The sequence below is a fragment of the Micromonospora sp. ABR4_055 genome, from assembly GCF_056160425.1.
Window position 1 is genome coordinate 34,223 of sequence record NZ_JBSWXD010000025.1, and the last position, 15,952, is coordinate 50,174.

At 71.1% G+C, this 15,952-nt stretch carries 17 protein-coding genes; 12 read left to right on the top strand and 5 right to left on the bottom strand.

Annotated elements, in window-relative coordinates:
• Positions 1-20: 20 nt before the first annotated feature.
• Positions 21-914: a fructosamine kinase family protein gene (locus tag ACXAHD_RS09105; protein WP_281552304.1), complete on the bottom strand. Its 894-nt coding sequence runs from the start codon at positions 912-914 to the stop codon at positions 21-23.
• A 175-nt stretch (positions 915-1,089) separates the two neighbouring features.
• On the opposite strand from ACXAHD_RS09105, the gene ACXAHD_RS09110 reads away from it, so the two are divergent.
• Positions 1,090-2,244 carry a DUF4192 domain-containing protein gene (locus ACXAHD_RS09110; protein ID WP_289211705.1) on the top strand — a complete coding sequence of 385 codons (1,155 nt, stop codon included), beginning with the start codon at positions 1,090-1,092 and terminating at the stop codon, positions 2,242-2,244.
• A 158-nt stretch (positions 2,245-2,402) separates the two neighbouring features.
• Here the strand turns inward: ACXAHD_RS09110 and ACXAHD_RS09115 are convergent, their stop codons facing one another.
• Together ACXAHD_RS09115 and fdhD are read right to left on the bottom strand one after the other, a co-directional pair.
• Entirely contained in the window at positions 2,403-2,921 is a 519-nt protein-coding gene (locus tag ACXAHD_RS09115; RefSeq protein WP_281552302.1) for a hypothetical protein, read from the bottom strand.
• A gap of 539 nt (positions 2,922-3,460) precedes the next feature.
• Positions 3,461-4,309 carry a formate dehydrogenase accessory sulfurtransferase FdhD gene (gene fdhD / locus ACXAHD_RS09120; RefSeq protein WP_289211704.1) on the bottom strand — a complete coding sequence of 283 codons (849 nt, stop codon included), beginning with the start codon at positions 4,307-4,309 and terminating at the stop codon, positions 3,461-3,463.
• 115 nt (positions 4,310-4,424) lie between these two features.
• Between fdhD and ACXAHD_RS09125 the strand changes: the two genes are divergently transcribed.
• The 4 genes from ACXAHD_RS09125 to ACXAHD_RS09140 all read left to right on the top strand — a co-directional run bounded on the left by ACXAHD_RS09125 (position 4,425) and on the right by ACXAHD_RS09140 (position 6,910).
• The gene (locus ACXAHD_RS09125; protein WP_416593363.1) at positions 4,425-4,670 is read left to right on the top strand and encodes a hypothetical protein; all 246 of its coding nucleotides are present in this window, start codon (positions 4,425-4,427) and stop codon (positions 4,668-4,670) included.
• A gap of 26 nt (positions 4,671-4,696) precedes the next feature.
• Positions 4,697-5,059, top strand: a complete 363-nt coding sequence (locus tag ACXAHD_RS09130) for a type II toxin-antitoxin system VapC family toxin (protein WP_289211703.1) — start codon at positions 4,697-4,699, stop codon at positions 5,057-5,059.
• A 129-nt stretch (positions 5,060-5,188) separates the two neighbouring features.
• Entirely contained in the window at positions 5,189-6,496 is a 1,308-nt protein-coding gene (locus ACXAHD_RS09135) for a helix-turn-helix transcriptional regulator (RefSeq protein WP_281552298.1), read from the top strand.
• 45 nt (positions 6,497-6,541) lie between these two features.
• Positions 6,542-6,910 (top strand): hypothetical protein, encoded by a 369-nt coding sequence (locus ACXAHD_RS09140; RefSeq protein ID WP_281552297.1) that lies wholly within the window; start codon positions 6,542-6,544, stop codon positions 6,908-6,910.
• 18 nt (positions 6,911-6,928) lie between these two features.
• On the opposite strand, the gene ACXAHD_RS09145 is transcribed toward ACXAHD_RS09140, so the two are convergent.
• Positions 6,929-7,771 (bottom strand): prepilin peptidase, encoded by an 843-nt coding sequence (locus ACXAHD_RS09145; protein WP_281552296.1) that lies wholly within the window; start codon positions 7,769-7,771, stop codon positions 6,929-6,931.
• 619 nt (positions 7,772-8,390) lie between these two features.
• Here ACXAHD_RS09145 and ACXAHD_RS09150 point away from each other — a divergent pair.
• Genes ACXAHD_RS09150 through ACXAHD_RS09180 form a run of 7 tightly spaced genes read left to right on the top strand, consistent with a single transcriptional unit; the run spans position 8,391 to position 14,849 of the window.
• On the top strand, positions 8,391-8,918 hold the full coding sequence (locus tag ACXAHD_RS09150) for a hypothetical protein (protein ID WP_281555763.1): 528 nt from the start codon (positions 8,391-8,393) through the stop codon (positions 8,916-8,918).
• The gene (locus ACXAHD_RS09155; protein ID WP_289211702.1) at positions 8,912-9,844 is read left to right on the top strand and encodes a hypothetical protein; all 933 of its coding nucleotides are present in this window, start codon (positions 8,912-8,914) and stop codon (positions 9,842-9,844) included. Before ACXAHD_RS09150 ends, ACXAHD_RS09155 begins: the two co-directional genes overlap by 7 nt.
• Positions 9,841-10,494 (top strand): SAF domain-containing protein, encoded by a 654-nt coding sequence (locus tag ACXAHD_RS09160; protein ID WP_289211701.1) that lies wholly within the window; start codon positions 9,841-9,843, stop codon positions 10,492-10,494. The genes ACXAHD_RS09155 and ACXAHD_RS09160 overlap by 4 nt, the downstream gene beginning before the upstream one ends.
• Positions 10,495-10,497: 3 nt before the next feature.
• A complete protein-coding gene (locus ACXAHD_RS09165; protein WP_281552293.1) occupies positions 10,498-11,298 on the top strand; it encodes a CpaE/TadZ family protein in 801 nt (266 codons plus the stop codon).
• Positions 11,288-13,078, top strand: a complete 1,791-nt coding sequence (locus tag ACXAHD_RS09170; protein WP_289211700.1) for a TadA family conjugal transfer-associated ATPase — start codon at positions 11,288-11,290, stop codon at positions 13,076-13,078. Before ACXAHD_RS09165 ends, ACXAHD_RS09170 begins: the two co-directional genes overlap by 11 nt.
• 2 nt (positions 13,079-13,080) lie before the next feature.
• Positions 13,081-13,983 carry a type II secretion system F family protein gene (locus ACXAHD_RS09175; protein ID WP_475049765.1) on the top strand — a complete coding sequence of 301 codons (903 nt, stop codon included), beginning with the start codon at positions 13,081-13,083 and terminating at the stop codon, positions 13,981-13,983.
• Positions 13,983-14,849 carry a type II secretion system F family protein gene (locus tag ACXAHD_RS09180; protein WP_289213661.1) on the top strand — a complete coding sequence of 289 codons (867 nt, stop codon included), beginning with the start codon at positions 13,983-13,985 and terminating at the stop codon, positions 14,847-14,849. The genes ACXAHD_RS09175 and ACXAHD_RS09180 overlap by 1 nt, the downstream gene beginning before the upstream one ends.
• A gap of 53 nt (positions 14,850-14,902) precedes the next feature.
• Here the strand turns inward: ACXAHD_RS09180 and ACXAHD_RS09185 are convergent.
• Positions 14,903-15,952: IS110 family RNA-guided transposase (locus ACXAHD_RS09185; RefSeq protein ID WP_475049760.1), on the bottom strand; the 1,050-nt coding region annotated here is incomplete at its 5' end.

The following is a 15,952-nucleotide window of genomic DNA, read 5'->3' on the forward strand; positions in this document are numbered from 1 at the left end:
GACCGTAGCGCGCCGGTGCGTCAGGACCGCAGCGCGGCGCGGGCCGCGTCCGCGACGGCCGAGCGGTACGCCGCCCCGAACAGGGCGGTGTGCACCAGCAGCAGGTGCAGTTGGTGCACCGGCACCCGGGCCGCCCACCCGTCGGCCAGCGGCCACTGCTCCTGGTAGGTGTCGAGGATCCGATCCAGGTGCGGGGCGCCGCCGAACAGCGCCAACTGCGCCAGGTCGGTCTCCCGGTGCCCGCCGTGCGCCGCCGGGTCGACCAGCCGGCAGCGCCCGTCCGCACCCCAGAGCAGGTTGCCGGGCCACAGGTCGCCGTGGATCCGAGCGGGCGGCTCGTCGCCGCCGTACCCGTCGATGTTGTCGACCACCTGCTCGACCAGGCCGGTCTCGGCGGCGGTGAGCGCGCCGTTGTCGACCGACATCCGCAGGTACGGCAGCAGCCGGCGCTGCCCGAACCAGGCCGACCAGGGTCGGTCGGTCACCAGTTCGTTGTCCTGCGGCAGCGCGCCGACGAACCCCGGCCAGTCCGCCCCGAACCCGGCCGCGCCGGCCCGATGGGTGATCGCCAGCTCCCGGCCGAACCGCTCGGCGGCGGCCGGGTCCGCGTCGCCCGGCTCGACCCACTCCAGGGCCAGCAGTTGCGGCAGCGCCACCAGCACCTCCGGCACCGGTGCCCCGCCGGCGGCGGCCAGCCAACGCAACCCGGCCGCCTCGGCGGCGAACAGGCCGTCCGGCAACGGCCTGGCGGACCGCTCCGGCCAGGACTTGGCGAACACCGAGTTGCCGTCGTCGAGGGTGAGCCGGCTCGCCGCGCAGATCGACCCGCCAGAGACCGGCGTCTCCCGGATCCGCTGATGGGTGAGGAAGGTCGGCAGGTGTTCCGGGTGGGCCCGCAGGTACGCCAGATCCATGGCGGCACGGTAACCCGCGCCGCCTGCCGTCCAGCTCAGTGGCGCAACCAGTGGTGAGCAGAAACGCCGTCACCAGGGAAACTACTCTGCGTGCCTGTGGATAACCTGGCGTGTCGTCCACAGGTCGGGTCGGGACGGCCACAACCGGTCACCGTCCGGCGCGACAGTTTCCGGCATGACACCTACCGAACCGGTACCCGCCCCCGATTCCGTTCCCGACCCGGCCGCCGGGACGTCTCAGGGCGCCGCGCTCACCGTCCGCGAACCCGCCGACCTGATCGCCGCCGTGCCCTACCTGATCGGCTTCCACCCCGCCGACAGCGTGGTGGTGGTCGGGATGCGCGACCACACGGTCGTCATCGCCGCCCGCGCCGACCTGCCCGACGCCACGGTCCCGGCCGACGTCCGCGCGGCGGCAACCGCCCAGCTGACCGCCATCGTCGATCGTCAGCAGGTCAGCGCCGCCGTCGTGCTCGGCTACGGTCCGGCCGACACCGTCGACCCGGTCCTGCGGGACACCACCGACGCGCTGCGCCGACAGGGCACCGTGCTGCTTGACGCGCTGCGGGTGGCCGACGGTCGCTACTGGTCCTCCTTCTGCGACGATCCGACCTGCTGCCCGCCGGAGGGCCACCGGTTCGACGCCGAGATCAACCCGGTCGCGGTCGCGGCCACCGTCGCCGGGCAGGTCGCCCTGCCCGACCGGGCCGCGCTGCGTCGCCAGGTGGAACCGGTCACCGGCCCGGCCCGGGCGGCGATGCGGGCCGCCACCGAACGCGCCCGGACCCGCCGCTCCGCGCTGGTCGACCACGCCCCGCCGGCCGACCTGCTCGGTGCCCGCACGCTGCGCCGGGCCGGAGAGAAAACGGTACGGATGCTGCTGGAACGGCAGGGCCGGGGCATCGCCCCGACCGACGAGGACATCGCCTGGCTCAGTCTGCTGCTGACCGACCTGGAGGTGCGCGACTACGCCTGGGAGCGGGTCACCGACGAGCTGTGGCAGGTCACCTTCTGGCAGGACATCGCCCGCCGGGCCGAGCCGGAGCTTGCCGCCGGGCCGGCCAGCCTGCTGGCCTTCGCCGCCTGGCGGGCCGGCAACGGAGCCCTGGCCCGGGTTGCCCTCGACCGGGCGCTCGACGTCGAACCCGGCTACTCGATGGCCAAACTGATGGACGACGTCCTGGTTCGTGGCATTCCGCCGGCGGCACTTGGCCCATGGCCCAAGCCGGACCGCAGCGGGCGTAAGGGCCGGTCCGACACCCGCCCACGCCGTCGACCCAGCGGCGAGCGGCTCGACCGGGCCCGCCCCGCCGGCCGACGCCGCCCGTGAACCCGCCACCGCGCGGGCATGATGCGGAAGACCCCGGGCTCGCCCCGGGGTCTTCCGCGGTCGCGCCGGTGTCAGGACGTAGGCTGCCCCGATCCGGCACATCTGGTTCGGCTTCCCCGGGCCCTGGTGCAGCGGTGCGGGCTGGCCGGGGGCGGTGGTCACCTGCTGACCGCAGACCGAGCACCTACCTCCTGGCGCCATGAACGGACTCCTTCCGGAATCTGATAGTCCGGGTACGGGTCTTCTTGCGGTTCGCCTGCGATGCCGCCCGGTCCGGTGGTGGCGGTCGCCCGGAGGAAGACGGCGCCGCCGTCCCGGCAGGTGATCTTCACCCCGGACGGGGAGCTGTGCACCCCGGTGAAAGCGCACGGCTCCCACGAGGTGAACTCCTCGGGTCGGGCGAAGTCCAGCAGCTGGACGGCGAACGCGAGCGTGCGACGCGCCCGCTCGCGAGGTGCGGGCATCTCGGCCGGCAACGACGCCGGTGCCGGTGCGGGCTTGCCGACGGCCGCCCACAGCATCCCGGTCGATCCCGTCGAGTAGTAGACCCGTACCCCGGCTGGCGAATTGCCGCCGGGCTCGGTGTCCTGCCCGTACCGACGGACGTCGGTGATCTCCGGGTGCCTGCTGGTCTGGAACAGTGCTTCGAGCACCTCCAGGACTTCGGCGACCTGCATGTCCCCGTCTCCGATCTGAGGCTGTCTGCGCTGTTCAGGGCCGAGCATAGACACGGCAGGGATCTTGCGGGGAAAACGCGGCGCGCGTCACGAGTGCGCGCCGTTGGCCGTGCGGTCGCAGTACACGTCCGGGTACGTCCGCAAGTGAGGTGTACGGAGCCGACGACACAGATCCTCTGCTCCCCGGCTTCGCGGATCGCTGACGCCGCGAGTTGAAGGTGAGATACCTTCAGCCGACGGGAAAGGTATCTCACCTTCAACTGATCATGGTGATCCCGGCATCGTGAGTGTCGGGGTGCGCCGGTCAGGGTGAGCCGTGCCGGATGACCCGGTAGCCGAGTTGCTGACGTCGTACGCCGGCATTCCGGGCACCAGCTGGATTTGACCTTGAACGACCACAGCCCTCGCAATGGGTCCGGTGTGGGCTGAAGTCGGACGTCGAGCGCTGGATCCAGGAGAACCGGCGACAGACGTGAACCTATCGGGCACGCGGAGTCCGGCGGGTCGTACGGCGAACGGCAGCGTCGACCACGTCCGGTTCAGTCGGTGAGGCGGTCGGTGCCCGCGTAGACGTTCATCGTCGATCCGCGCAGAAACCCGACCAGGGTCATCCCCGCCTCTTCGGCGAGGGCGACCGCCAGACTGCTCGGCGCGGAGATCGCCGCGAGCACCGGGATGCCGGCCATCCACGCCTTCTGGGTGAGCTCGAAGCTGGCCCGCCCGGAGACCAGGAGCAGATGACCGCGCAGCGGCAGGAGGTCCTTCCGGGCCGCCCAGCCGATCAGCTTGTCGACGGCGTTGTGCCGGCCGACGTCCTCGCGTACCGCCCGGAGCTGCCCGTCGGCGGTGAACAGGCCGGCGGCGTGCAGCCCACCGGTGCGGTCGAAGCCCTGCTGGGTGGCGCGCAGCTGGTCCGGCAGGCCGACCAGGGTCTGCGGGCTGAACGTGGCCCGGTCGGCAGCCACGTCGAACCGGGACCGGGTGCGGACGGCGTCGATGCTCGCCTTCCCGCAGACCCCACATGAGCTGGTGGTATAGAAGTTGCGGGACGGGTCGGTCTGCGGCGGCGGAACATGCCCGGCGAGCGTCACGTCAACCACGTTGTACGTGTTCGGTGTGTCGGTGCCGGCGCACAGCTGGGCGGTCACCACGTCCTCGGCAACCCCGATCAGACCCTCGGTCAGCAGGAAGCCGATCGCGAGGTCGATATCGTTTCCCGGCGTACGCATGGTGACGGCCAGCGGGGGACGCCGCGCCGCACCGGCCGGGCCGACCCGGATCTCCAGCGGCTCCTCCCCGGCGACGGTGTCCATCCGACGGACCCGCCGGGTCGGCCCGCCGCCGACGTCGATTCGCAGCACGCTGCGTCGCTCGTTCGCCCTGCCCATGCACCCCATCCTGCCCCGGTTCGCAGGTGCCGAACCGGCCGGGAGGGCGGCAGCACTCGCCTCAGGCGCCGCCATATCGCTGTATGGTGTATGTGTGGCGGCGAAGAAGGTGACTGTGACCCTCCCCGAGGAACTGGTCGAGGCGCTCGGCGAGGCTGCTCGCGAGGATGGCGTCCCTCTGTCGCGGCTGGTGGCGAGCGCTGCGGAAAGTGAGCTCCGGCGGCGGGTCGGGCGGCGGCTGGTCGCCGACTGGCAGGCCGAGCACGGTGCGTTCACCGTAGAAGAGATTGCTGCGGCACGCGCGGAGATGGCTGCCGCCGACGCCCAGGCGCTCAGCGCGCCCGGCCGGGCCGCCGCGTGACCATCCCCTACGTCTACGACATAGGGGTGCTGCTGGCGATCGGCAGCAATAACCGACGGATCTGGGCGATACACCATCTGGCCGTCGAGGAAGGGCGACGTCTGCTCGTCCCTTCCGTCGTGGTCGGCCAGGCCTGGCGAGATGCCCGCCGGCAGGTCCAGCTCGGACGGTTCCTGAGCAGCTGCGAAATCGTTCCAGTCGGTCTGGAACTGGCCAAATCGGCCGGGGTGTTGTGCGGGAAGGCCGGTACGCGTGACGTGGTCGACGCCAGCGTGGTCACCATCGCGCTTGCCTGCGGCGCGATCGTCTTCACCAGCGACCCGGAGGACATCGCGCACCTGTCGGCTGCCTCGGACGTCAAGCCAGGGCTGGTGATCCGCCGCCTCTGAAACCCGTCGGCACGACACGGAGCCCGGGTGCTTCCGAGGCATCTGTGACGCATCTGGGGGCGACGGACGGCTCAGTCAAGCGCAGCCTCCCGTACGCTGGAACGGGAGTCCCAAAGGACGGAGGTGCCTGTGGCAGTCAAGCGCCGCCGGTTCGTCGAGCGTCGGAAGGCGCTCGGTTTCAGCCAGGAGACTCTCGCCGAGAAGATCGGCGTGGACCGTACGACGATCGCCCGACTCGAACACGGCGTCACCACCCCCTATCCGTATACGCGGTTGAAGCTGTGCAAGATCCTGGAGGTAACGGCAGAGCAGCTCGACCACTGGCTAATGGGTGGGGACGAGGACCTGTCTCCTCCTGTTCCTACACCTCGACCAACCGCCGCCGGCCCGGTTCCGGTACGGTCAGAGCCGACAGGTGTACTCGACGACATGCATCGCCGCGAACTTCTCCGCCTGATAAGCGTCGCGGGCGCCCTCACGGCGCTACCAACTGGAAGCCACGGGGCGGCTCTGCTTCCGGCGACCCTGGCTCATGAGGCCGGTGACCTGGATCAATACGCAGAACTCAACGCCCACCTGTGGCAGGTCTTCGGGCTGACCAGGCCCAAGCGCCTCGTCTACCCATTGGTCCAGGAGCAGGCCGCCGTGCTGGTCGACCGGCTCGACCGGGCACCTACGGGGGCCGAGCACCGCAGGCTGTGCGTGCTGGCATGCGACCTGTTCCAACTGGCGGGCGAGATCTTTTTCGACGCCGACCAGTACGCCGAGGCCGCACATTGTTACTCGTTGGCGGCGTCGGCGGGTCGTGAGTCGCGTTCCTACGACCGCTGGGCCTGCGCCTTGACCCGGCAGGCGTTCGTCAACCTGTACGACCAGCAGTACAGCCGGGCCGTGACCGTGCTCGACGCCGCAGCACGGATCGCCCAACGTGGCGATAGTCAACTGTCCACCCGCCATTGGGTCGCAGCTGTGCAGGCTCAGGCGTTCGCAGGACTGGGCGACCGGGAAGCTTGCGAACACGCCTTGGATACCGCTGAGCAGGTGCACGGTCTCAACGGCCCGGCCAGTCCTGGTGGCTGGCTGCGTTTCGATGGAAGCCGGATATGTGAGGAGCGAGGCGCCTGTCACCTTGCATTGGGGCAGGTCGATCTGGCCGAGCGTGCGCTCTTTGCGGCCAGCGACGGCACGATGTCGCCGCGTCGTCGGGGTGGCATCCTGGCCGATCTTGCTTTGCTGAGCGCTCAACGTACCGACATCGATCGGATGCTCCGGTACGGCAGCGAAGCTGTCGGCATCGCCGAGCAGACCCACTCCGTCGGTTACCTGGGCCGGAAGGTGCAGGGCTTCCAGCGCCAACTCACGCCGGCCCTGTTGGCTGATGCTCAGGTCGCACAGCTGAACGACCGGATAACCGGCCTGCTGACGGCTGCAGCCTGACGGCGAAATGATCTGATGACGAGACGAGAGGAATCAGGGCCGATCATGACCGACGAGCGGGGTCGCCACTTCCGTGAGGCGTGGACAGCCGGGGTGCTCCGGCATTATCCGGGCGAGCCGAAGCCCGGTTACGTCGCCCCGTGGGAGGCCACCCCCGCATGGGAGCGACAGGCCGCTTCGGCCGTGTTCGGCCAGATTCACGACTTCGTGCAGGTCAGTTCCGGTTGCACAGCGCAGCTGAGCCGGGAGCAGAAGGGGCGTTTTGTGGCGTTGTGCTGGATCGCCCAGATCCACAAGCACTTCGACGACCCGAAGCCGTCGTACGTGGCCGACTGGGACGCGTTGCCAGCCTGGCAGCAGGAGACCGACGCGGACATCTTCGAGCATGTCGAGCGGATCTGCATTTCGGCGTGAGTCGGGGTGAGGTTGTGCTCAGCCCGCCGGCAGTCGACCGGCCAGCAGTACCCCGACGACGGCTCCGAGCACCAGGAACGGCCCGAACGGCAGCTGCTGGGTCCACCGGATCCGCCGGGCGACCAGCAGGACCACCGCCACGCCGCCCGAACCGACGAAGGCGACCAGCAGCCCGAGCAGCACCATCGGCCAACCGAACCAGCCGAGCACCGCGCCGACGCTGAGCGCCAGTTTGGCATCGCCCAGCCCGAACCCCCTGGCACCGAACGCCAGGGTGGTGGCGGCGAACAGCACCGCGACGCCCGTACCGGCGATGACGGCCCGCAGCCAGGCATCGGACGGCTCACCCAGCAGTACCGCCGCGCCGAGCAGCGCCCAGGTCCCGGCGGCGGCCGGGTAGGTGAGCCGGTCCGGCAGCCGGTGCACCGCGAGGTCGACGAAGACCAGCGGGACCATCCAGGCGGCCCACCACATCAGTGCCAGGAGGACCGGCCAGGGAAGGCCGGCGGAGATCAACGCCGCCAGCGCCGCGACGGCGACCACCTCGACGGCGAACGGCAGCGGGCCGACCCGGGCACCGCAGCCGCCGCATCTGGCCAGCGGGGACACCGACGCCGGCGGGGAAAACGACCCCGGCCGGCCGGCCGCGCCGAACGGCGTGCCGCACCGTGGACAGCCGGTCCGCCACGGTTCGCCGGGTGCCACCGAGTGGACGGCGGCGGCCCGGCGCAGCACGGGCAGCACCAGCAGTACGCGGAGCACCAGCAGTATGCGGAGCAGCTTGCCGGCCTGGCCGGGCCGTCCTCCGGCGGGGGCCGGTGCCGGCTCGGTCCCGATCGGGCGCTCGTTACCGGTGATCATCCCTGCGCCCTCTCCCGGCCTCCACGACGCCGGTCACGGTCCGTGTTTTCATGATCGCTTACTCTTGGTGTCGATCGGGCTGGCGGGACCCGGTCGACCGACTCCGGCTCGCACCGTGGTCGGTCTGCTGGTCGACGATGGCCGGGTCGACCGTCGACTTCCAAATGGGACAGAATCCGGCCCAGGCTGGCAATTCGCGATGGAGACTGTCGGTTTTCGATCACCACTGTCCACTTGACAGACGTACGCGGATGCGTCTTGGGGCGGTGATCGGAATGACCGGGCATCGCGCCACCCTCCACCGGGACCGGACTCGAAGATCGTAACCCTGAGTATTGTTCTGAATTGCCCCTGTTGCTGTCGCGGGCGTCAGCCTATGCTCCCCCCTTGAGCGATGCACTACCGCCGGGAAACATCCGACCGACCGGCGGAAATGCGTCGGTCGACACCTGGCCGGACCAGCCGGAGGCAGCACTGGATCATTCCAACGGACAGTACGGCAACACCCCAACACATCGATGTTGGCAATAGTGCTTGTCGCCCTGCGCCACCCTGGCCGGCCCGGCGGGCACCGAGGAGGACGGACGTGAGGCCAAGTCAGCGCCCCTGGCCAGCAGTGATGCTCGCCGCGTCGGTGCTCGCGACTGCCGCGCTCGCCGGCTGCGCCAGCGAGCAGTCCGCCACCCTGCCGCCACTGCGCGCACCGGCGGCGACCGACGACCCGGCCGCCGCCGAGGCAGCCGAAGCCGCGCTCGCCGCGTACAACGGCTACCTCGCCGCCGCCGAGAAGGCCGAACACGCGGCCGACCCCCATCACCCCGAGTTGAAGAAGTATCTCGGCGACCCACTCCTGACCCGGGTCAGGCTGAGCATTCGAGACGCGAAGGAGCACGGCGCCGTGCGCATCGGCTCACTAACCTCCGATCCCACGATAACCGACATCAATCTCGATTCGGTGCCGATGACGGTTGACATCCAGGACTGCCTGGACGCGACGAATTACCGGATGGTCTACGCCAACGACACGGACACGGTCGTTCCCGGCACCGAGGTGGGTCGTTACCTGGCCACCGCCACCGCGACCCGCTACGACGACGGTCGCTGGCTGATCAGCCGGGGTGTCGCACACCGGGACCAGCCATGCTGACCGGCGTCGCTGCCATCGGCCGCCGTACCTTCGTCGGGCTGGCCGCAGTCGCCCTGCTGGCCGCTGCTGGGCTGACCGCCGCCGGGCCGGCTGCCGCACAGTCGTCCGGTGGCGGCTGCGGCGGCGTCACCCAGGCCGAATGCGAAGGTTGGGTCGAGCAGCCCGGCGGCCCCGGCCACGACGGCGGCGGCAACAACGGCGGCGGCAACAACGGCGGCGACGGCGGGGCCGGCCCGTGCTACCGCGACGGCGTCGAGTTGCCCTGCTACGACGACATCGTCGGCTGGTTCAACCGCGAGGACGAGTGCTACTACATGCGGGCCGAGCCGCAGCCGCCGGGCGGCGAGCCGGGGCAGGTCGCGTACAACGTGAGTTGCGTCGCCGGGCAGGTCTCAGAAATCGTCAGGTGGCTGGACGACCCGCCGTCGGGCTACGAGGCGCCACCGGACCCGTACGAGCTGCGTCGCCGTGCGTACGCCCGGATCCAATTCGAGAAGCCGGTCATCCACACCGCGCCCGACCCGGACAAGCCCGGCCTGGTCGGTCTGCCGGTCTGGGTGTGGTCCGAAGAGTCCGACATTGTCTGGGGCCCGCTTGATGAGGACGAGGCGGACCGCGACGTCAGCGTCCGGGTGCTGGCCGAGGTCGACGAGATCACCTTCAACATGGGCAACGGCGACAGCTTCAGCTGCGAACGGGACGAGGTCTTCGACGCGTACGACCCGGCGGTCGACAACCCCTGGAACCCCGGCTGCGGTTACGACAACGGCTACCCGACGCCGGGCGGCTACCAGGTCACCGCAACGGTCAGTTGGGACGTCACCTGGTTCATCAACGGGGTCGAACAGGACATTTTCGCCAGCCCGACGGTCATCAGCGACCCCATTGATATCGAGATCGACGAACTGCAGGTGGTACGGCGATGACCGTGGCGACGACACGTACCGGCCAAGGCGGCGTCGACGCGCCGGTCACCCCGCCGAAGATCGTCCGGCAGCGACGGGTCCGGCCCGGCCTGCTCGGGCTGGCGGTGCTGCTGATCGCCCTCGGCGGGCTCGGGTCCGCCTTCGCGGTCACCTCGGTCCGGGCCACCGGCTCCTACCTGGCGGTCGCCCGGGACGTGTCGGTCGGTACGGTCCTGTCCGCCGACGACCTGGTGACCGTGCAGGTGGCCGGCGGGCAGGCGATCAAGCCGGTGCCGGCCAGCCAGCTCGACCAGGTCGTCGGGCTGCGGGCCGCGGTCGCCCTGGTGCCCGGCAGCCTGCTCACCCCGGCGCAGTTGACCAACGAGCCGATGATCGGGCCGGACCAGCAGCAGATCGCCCTCGGACTGCGGGCCGACCAGGTGCCGGCCCGGCAGCTGAACCCCGGCGACAAGCTGATCCTCGTCGGCACCCCGACCCGTAACGCCAGCGAGAACGCGGTCACCCGATTCGACGCGACCGTGATCGACGTGGCCGCCGACGACCGCAGCGGGATCATCGCCTACCTGGCACTCGCCGCACGGGACGTGCCGGCGGTGGTGGTGCTCGCCGCCGAGGACAGGATCGCGGTCGTGCTGGCCCCGGCGGCCTGACGGATGGCCATCGTCGCGCTCGTCTCCGCCAAGGGTTCCCCCGGCGTCACCACCAGCGCGCTCGCCTGCACGCTCGCCTGGCACCACCGGGTGGTGCTCGCCGAGTGCGATCCGGCCGGCGGGACGTTGATGGCCGGCTACCTCGGCGGTGCCCTGGAGGGCCGGCGGGGGATCGGGGAACTGGCGGTCAGCGAGTTGCGCGACGGCAACCTGGAGGAGGCCTTCTGGAGCCAGTTGGTCGACCTGGACGCCCCCCGTCGGGAGCGGCTGCTGCTGCCCGGCGTGGTCGACCCGACGCAGATCGGCAGCGTCACCCCTCTGTGGCAACGGTTCGCCGACTTCTTCGTCGGCCTGGAACGCGGCCGTCCACCGTACGACGTGATCGTCGACTGTGGTCGGCTCTACGTCGCTAATCCACCGTGGCCGATCCTGCGGGCGGCGACCGTCGTCCTGGTGGTGGCGGCCGCGCACCTGCCCGACCTGTCCAGCGCCCGGGCGGCGGTGACCACCATCGAGCGGGACTTCGCCGAGCACCGGGTGCCGCCCGGTTCACTGCGGCTGCTGCTGGTCGGTGACGGCCACAGCCGCGCCGAGATCAGCAGGGCCCTGCAGTTGCCGGTGATCTCCCGGTTGCCGGCCGACCCCCGTACCGCCGAGGTGCTCAGCCACGGCGGCACGGTCAAGCTCAACCGGCCGCTGCTGCGGGCGGCCGGCGCGTTGGAGGTCCCGGTCCGTTCGCTGATCGAGCGACGGCAGGCCCGGCTGCGGTGGGCAACGCCGGAAGGGGTGCCGAATGCGATTTGAGCCAGTTCTGAGCGATCCCCGCGACGAGTCCGACAACACCGCCGGCCGGCCGCAGCGGCCGGCCCGGGACCGGCCGGACCCGCTCACCTCGATCACCCCGCCACTCGGTCCGAACGGCATTCCGGGCGAAGCCGCCCCCGGCGAAGCCGTACCGCCCGCCGCGACGCGGCACAGCGGCGTGCCGCTGCGTCCCGCGCAGCACGGCCACAGCGCGCGGCACAGTTGGCCCCTGGTCGTCCCGGTCAGCGCGCCGCCCACCGCCCGGCCCACGGGCGCACCCCGGCCCGGCATCCAGCCCGGTGCCGCCCCGGCCACCCTGCCGCCGACCGCGCTGGCTCCACCCACCACGCCGCCGGCCACCCCCGACACCACCGGCACCGGTGCGCTGGCCCGGCCGCGTACCGACTTCGCGCTGGTCCGCGAGCTGCGCCGGGAGCTCAGCACCCGGCTCACCCGCTGGCAGCGGGGTCGCGAGTTCACCATCGACGAGGAGGACGTCGAGCGGGCCCGGCTCGCCGTCGCGGTCGTCGCCGAGTACGCCGACCAGGTCCGCCGGGCCGGCACCCCGCTGACCGCGTACGAGGAACGGGTGCTGCTCGACCAGGTCACCGCCGAACTCGTCGGGCTCGGCCGGCTGCAGACCCTGCTGGTCGACGACACCATCGAAGAGGTTCACATCCTCGGCTGTGACCAGGTGCGGATCACCCGGCGCAACGGGCAGGTGGACTGGCACGCCCCGATCGCCGACAGCGACGACGAACTGGTGGAGATCCTGCAGGCGGCCGCCCGGCGGGCCGGGGCCACCGAACGGTCGCTGTCCACCTCGAAGCCGACGCTGGACCTGCAACTGCCCGACGGCAGCCGGCTGGCCGCCGTCTACCTGGTCAGCCACCGCCCGTACGCGGTGATCCGCAAGCACAACACTCTGGACATCAGCCTCGACGACGTGGCCGGCGGCCGGCCCGACCTGGACGAGATGATCGACGTGCTGGTCCGTGACTTCCTGCGGGCGTCGATGCGGGCCGGGCTGAACATCATGGTCGCCGGGCTGGCCGGGGCCGGCAAGACCACCGTGATCCGGGCGCTGATGGACGAGATCCCACCCGACGAGCCGTACGTGCTGCTGGAGGAGAGCCGGGAACTGCTGCCGGCCCGGCGTACCGATCGGCACCGGGCGGTGATGAGCTTCGAGGCCCGCGAGGGCCACGGCGAACGCGGTTTCGACGGCCGTCCGGCCGGTGAGGTGAGCATCGCCGACCTGATCCCGGTCTCGCTGCGGATGGGGGTACTGCGGATCATCGTCGGTGAGGTCCGGTCCCGGGAGATCGTGCCGATGCTGCAGGCGATGACGACCAGCCGTGGCTCGATGTGCACCATCCACGCCCGTACCCCGTCGGGGGTCGGCGAGCGGATCGTCGAGCTGGCCCTGTCGCACGGCCGGGAGATGACCGTCGACCAGGCCCGCCGGATGGCCGGCAACGCCCTCGACCTGATCGTCTACGTCACCGTCGAGGACGAGACCGGCATCGGCGGACGCAAACACCGGTTCGTCTCGCACGTCGAGGAGGTGATCGGGGTCGGCGAGGGCGGTCGGATCGCCACCACCACCGTCTTCGGCCCCGGCGCGGACGGCCGGGCGGTTCCTCGGCACCTGCCGGAACGGATCCGCGAGCAGCTGCTGCGGGTCGGCTACGACGCCCGGATGCTGTCCCGCTACATCGAGGCCGGCGTCGGTGCCTGGCGTCGGCCACGGCACACCGTCCTGCGGGGGCAGCGGTGAACCTGCCCGCCAACATCGAGATCATCGCGGTCATCGCCGGCGCGGCCTGCATCGGTGGCCTGGTCCTCGCCGTCGTCGCGCTGATCGGCACCAGCCGGCCACCCGGGCCGCCGTCGCGCGCCGGGCTGCTGGTGCGTCGGCTCTGGCTGGGCTCCGGCGCCAGCCGCCGTGAGCAGCGCCAGCATCAGGCGCTGCTGGTCGCCGCCGGGCTGGTCGGCGCGTTCGCCTTCCTGATCACCGGCCTGCCGGTGGCCGGCATCCTGGTCGCGGTCGCCGTGCCGGGGGCGCCGTGGCTGTTCAGCGTCGGCAAGGCGGAGCGGCGGGCGATCGCCCGGATCGAAGCCGTCGGCGAGTGGACCCGCCGACTCAAGGATGTCTCCGGCACCGGCCAGGGCCTGCAGCAGGCAATCATCGGCACGGTCAGCACCGCTCCTGAGCAGATCAACCCGGAGGTACGGGATCTGGCGTCCCGGCTACAGGCCGGCTGGCTGGGCCGGACCGCGCTGCTGACGTTCGCCGACGAGATCGGCGACCCGGTCTGCGACCAGGTCGTGGCGGCGTTGATCCTGCACCTCACCGACCGGGGCGAGCGGCTCGGTGACGTCCTGGGGTCGATCGCGAACGCGGCCGCCGCCGAGGTCGCCACTCGCCGCGAGGTGGAGGCCAAACGCACCCAGCCCCGGTTCGCGGTGCGGTTCCTGACCGTGATGACCCTGCTGGTCCTCGGGTACGGGCTGGTCAACCCGGACTACATGGCGCCGTACGGCACGCCGACCGGCCAACTGGTCATGGTCGCGCTGGGCGGCCTGTTCGTCGCGCTGCTCGTCTGGGTGCGGCAGATGAGCATTCCGCCCCGACCGGCCCGGTTCCTCGCCGCCCCGGACCCCGACGAGGTGCTGTCATGATCCTCAACTGGCAGTTGACCGTCGCGGTGGTCAGTGGAGCGCTGGTCGGCCTCGGGTTGTTCCTGCTGCTGCGGGAGACCAGCCCGGCCACGCCGGCCCTCTCGCCGGCGTTGCGCCGGCTGCACCACACCCAGGGCCGGCCGGGTGTGGTCGCCGCCGACAGCGATCTGGCCTGGCTGACCGGCGTGGTCCGGTGGCTGCGGCCACCGCACAAGGAACTCGCCCTGCTCGGCCGGACCCCGGAGCAGTACGCCCTGTCGCTGCTGCTGTCGGCGTTGATCGGGCTGGTCGCGCCACCGGTGCTGGGCATGGCGCTCGGCGTGGTCGGCATCGACCTGCCGGTCGCCGTACCGGTGGCCGCCGGCCTGGTGCTGGCGACGGCGGCCGCGCTGATCGCCCACCAGGACGTGGTCAGCAAGGCCCGGCAGGCCCGGCGGGAGTTCAGCCGGGCGGTCTGCACCTATCTGGACCTCGTCGCGTTGCAGCTGTCCGCCGCGCACGGGCCGGTGCAGGCGTTGGAGCGGGCGGCGAAGGTGTGCGACGGCTGGGTCTTCGAACGGATCCGGGAGGCGCTGCGGCTGGCCCAGCTGCAGATGCATTCACCCTGGGACGAGTTGCGGGACCTGTCCGACCAGATCGGCGTACCGGAGCTCGGTGACGTCGGATCGATCATGCAGTCGTCGGGCACCGAAGGTGCCCAGGTGCACGAGACGTTGCGGAGCCGCGCCGACTCGTTGCGCGACCAGATCAGGACCGACAACCTGGCTCGGGCGGAGGCGGTCACCGGCCGGCTCGACATCCCGGGAGCATTCCTGGTTTTCGTCCTGATCGGATTCGTCCTCTATCCCTTCCTGGCCCGGATCTGACCGCCCGGCGGCCATCGGCCAGACCCCCGAAAGACATCCCAGGAGCTTGAATGTCAAGCAGCAGCCTTGCTGAGGTGATGCGACCACGCGGTCGCCTCGTCGTAGACGGTGCCGGTCTTCAGGCATCCGTGCAGGATGCCGACGAGCCGGTTGGCGAGTTGGCGCAGCGCGGCGTTGTAGCTGGCGCCGCGGGCACGTTGCCGGTCGTAGTAGGCGCGGGCACCCGGCGAGGCCTTCAACGCGGAGAACGCCTGGGTCATCAGGGCGTCGATGAGCCGGTCGTTGTGGACGAACCGGGCCGCGACGGTCCTCTTCTTCCCGGACGCGCGGGTGATCGGGCTGGTCGCGGCGTAGTTCTTCCGGGCCTTCGCGGTGGCGTAGCGGTCGTGGTCGTCACCGAACTCGGCGAGCACCCGGGCGCCGAGGACGGCACCCAGTCCGGGCTGGGACAGGATGATCTCAGCGTCCGGGTGCCGGCCAAAATGGTCCTCCACCTGCCCTTGCAGGGCCTTGACCTGCTCGTTGAGAGTGACCAGCAGGGCGACCAGGGCGCGCACCGACGCGGCGTAGGCGGTGGTGACCACGGCCGGCTGGCCGAGGTGCTCGGCACGCAGCACCGCCTGGATCGACGCGGCCTTGGCCGCGACGTCACGGCGCCGGGCCCGTTTGAGAGCGGCGCTGATCTGGCTGATACTCAGCCGGGCGGCGCTGGCCGGATCAGGGGCCTTCGCGAGGAGTTGCAGGGTGTCAGCGGCGTCGAGGTCCTCGAACGCCTCCAACGCCGCAGGGAAGTACTCCCGCAGCGCGTGCCGCAGCCGCTGCACAGCACGGGTGCGTTCCCAGATCAGCGTCTTGTGCATCCGGGTGACGACCTTGACCGCCTCGGCGTCCGCCGAGTCTCCGGCCATCGGGCTCAGTTGGTGCGAGTCGGTGCGCACCATGTCGGCCAGCATGTGCGCGTCGGCGGCGTCGCTCTTGGCCCGGGACACCGCCAGACGTTCCCGGTAGCGGGCCGCCTGCAACGGGTTGACCGGGTACACCGTGTACCCGGCGGCGACCAGCGCCTGCACCCACGGGCCCCGATCGGTCTCGATACCGATCTT

What these genes read in the sequence shown, in the direction of transcription:
- ACXAHD_RS09105 (WP_281552304.1), bottom strand. Translation starts at nt 914, where the DNA reads ATGGATCTGGCGTACCTGCGGGCCCACCCGGAACACCTGCCGACCTTC.
- ACXAHD_RS09110 (WP_289211705.1), top strand. Translation starts at nt 1,090, where the DNA reads ATGACACCTACCGAACCGGTACCCGCCCCCGATTCCGTTCCCGACCCG.
- ACXAHD_RS09115 (WP_281552302.1), bottom strand. Translation starts at nt 2,921, where the DNA reads ATGCAGGTCGCCGAAGTCCTGGAGGTGCTCGAAGCACTGTTCCAGACC.
- fdhD (WP_289211704.1), bottom strand. Translation starts at nt 4,309, where the DNA reads ATGGGCAGGGCGAACGAGCGACGCAGCGTGCTGCGAATCGACGTCGGC.
- ACXAHD_RS09140 (WP_281552297.1), top strand. Translation starts at nt 6,542, where the DNA reads ATGACCGACGAGCGGGGTCGCCACTTCCGTGAGGCGTGGACAGCCGGG.
- ACXAHD_RS09145 (WP_281552296.1), bottom strand. Translation starts at nt 7,771, where the DNA reads ATGATCACCGGTAACGAGCGCCCGATCGGGACCGAGCCGGCACCGGCC.
- ACXAHD_RS09150 (WP_281555763.1), top strand. Translation starts at nt 8,391, where the DNA reads ATGCTCGCCGCGTCGGTGCTCGCGACTGCCGCGCTCGCCGGCTGCGCC.
- ACXAHD_RS09155 (WP_289211702.1), top strand. Translation starts at nt 8,912, where the DNA reads ATGCTGACCGGCGTCGCTGCCATCGGCCGCCGTACCTTCGTCGGGCTG.
- ACXAHD_RS09160 (WP_289211701.1), top strand. Translation starts at nt 9,841, where the DNA reads ATGACCGTGGCGACGACACGTACCGGCCAAGGCGGCGTCGACGCGCCG.
- ACXAHD_RS09165 (WP_281552293.1), top strand. Translation starts at nt 10,498, where the DNA reads ATGGCCATCGTCGCGCTCGTCTCCGCCAAGGGTTCCCCCGGCGTCACC.
- ACXAHD_RS09170 (WP_289211700.1), top strand. Translation starts at nt 11,288, where the DNA reads ATGCGATTTGAGCCAGTTCTGAGCGATCCCCGCGACGAGTCCGACAAC.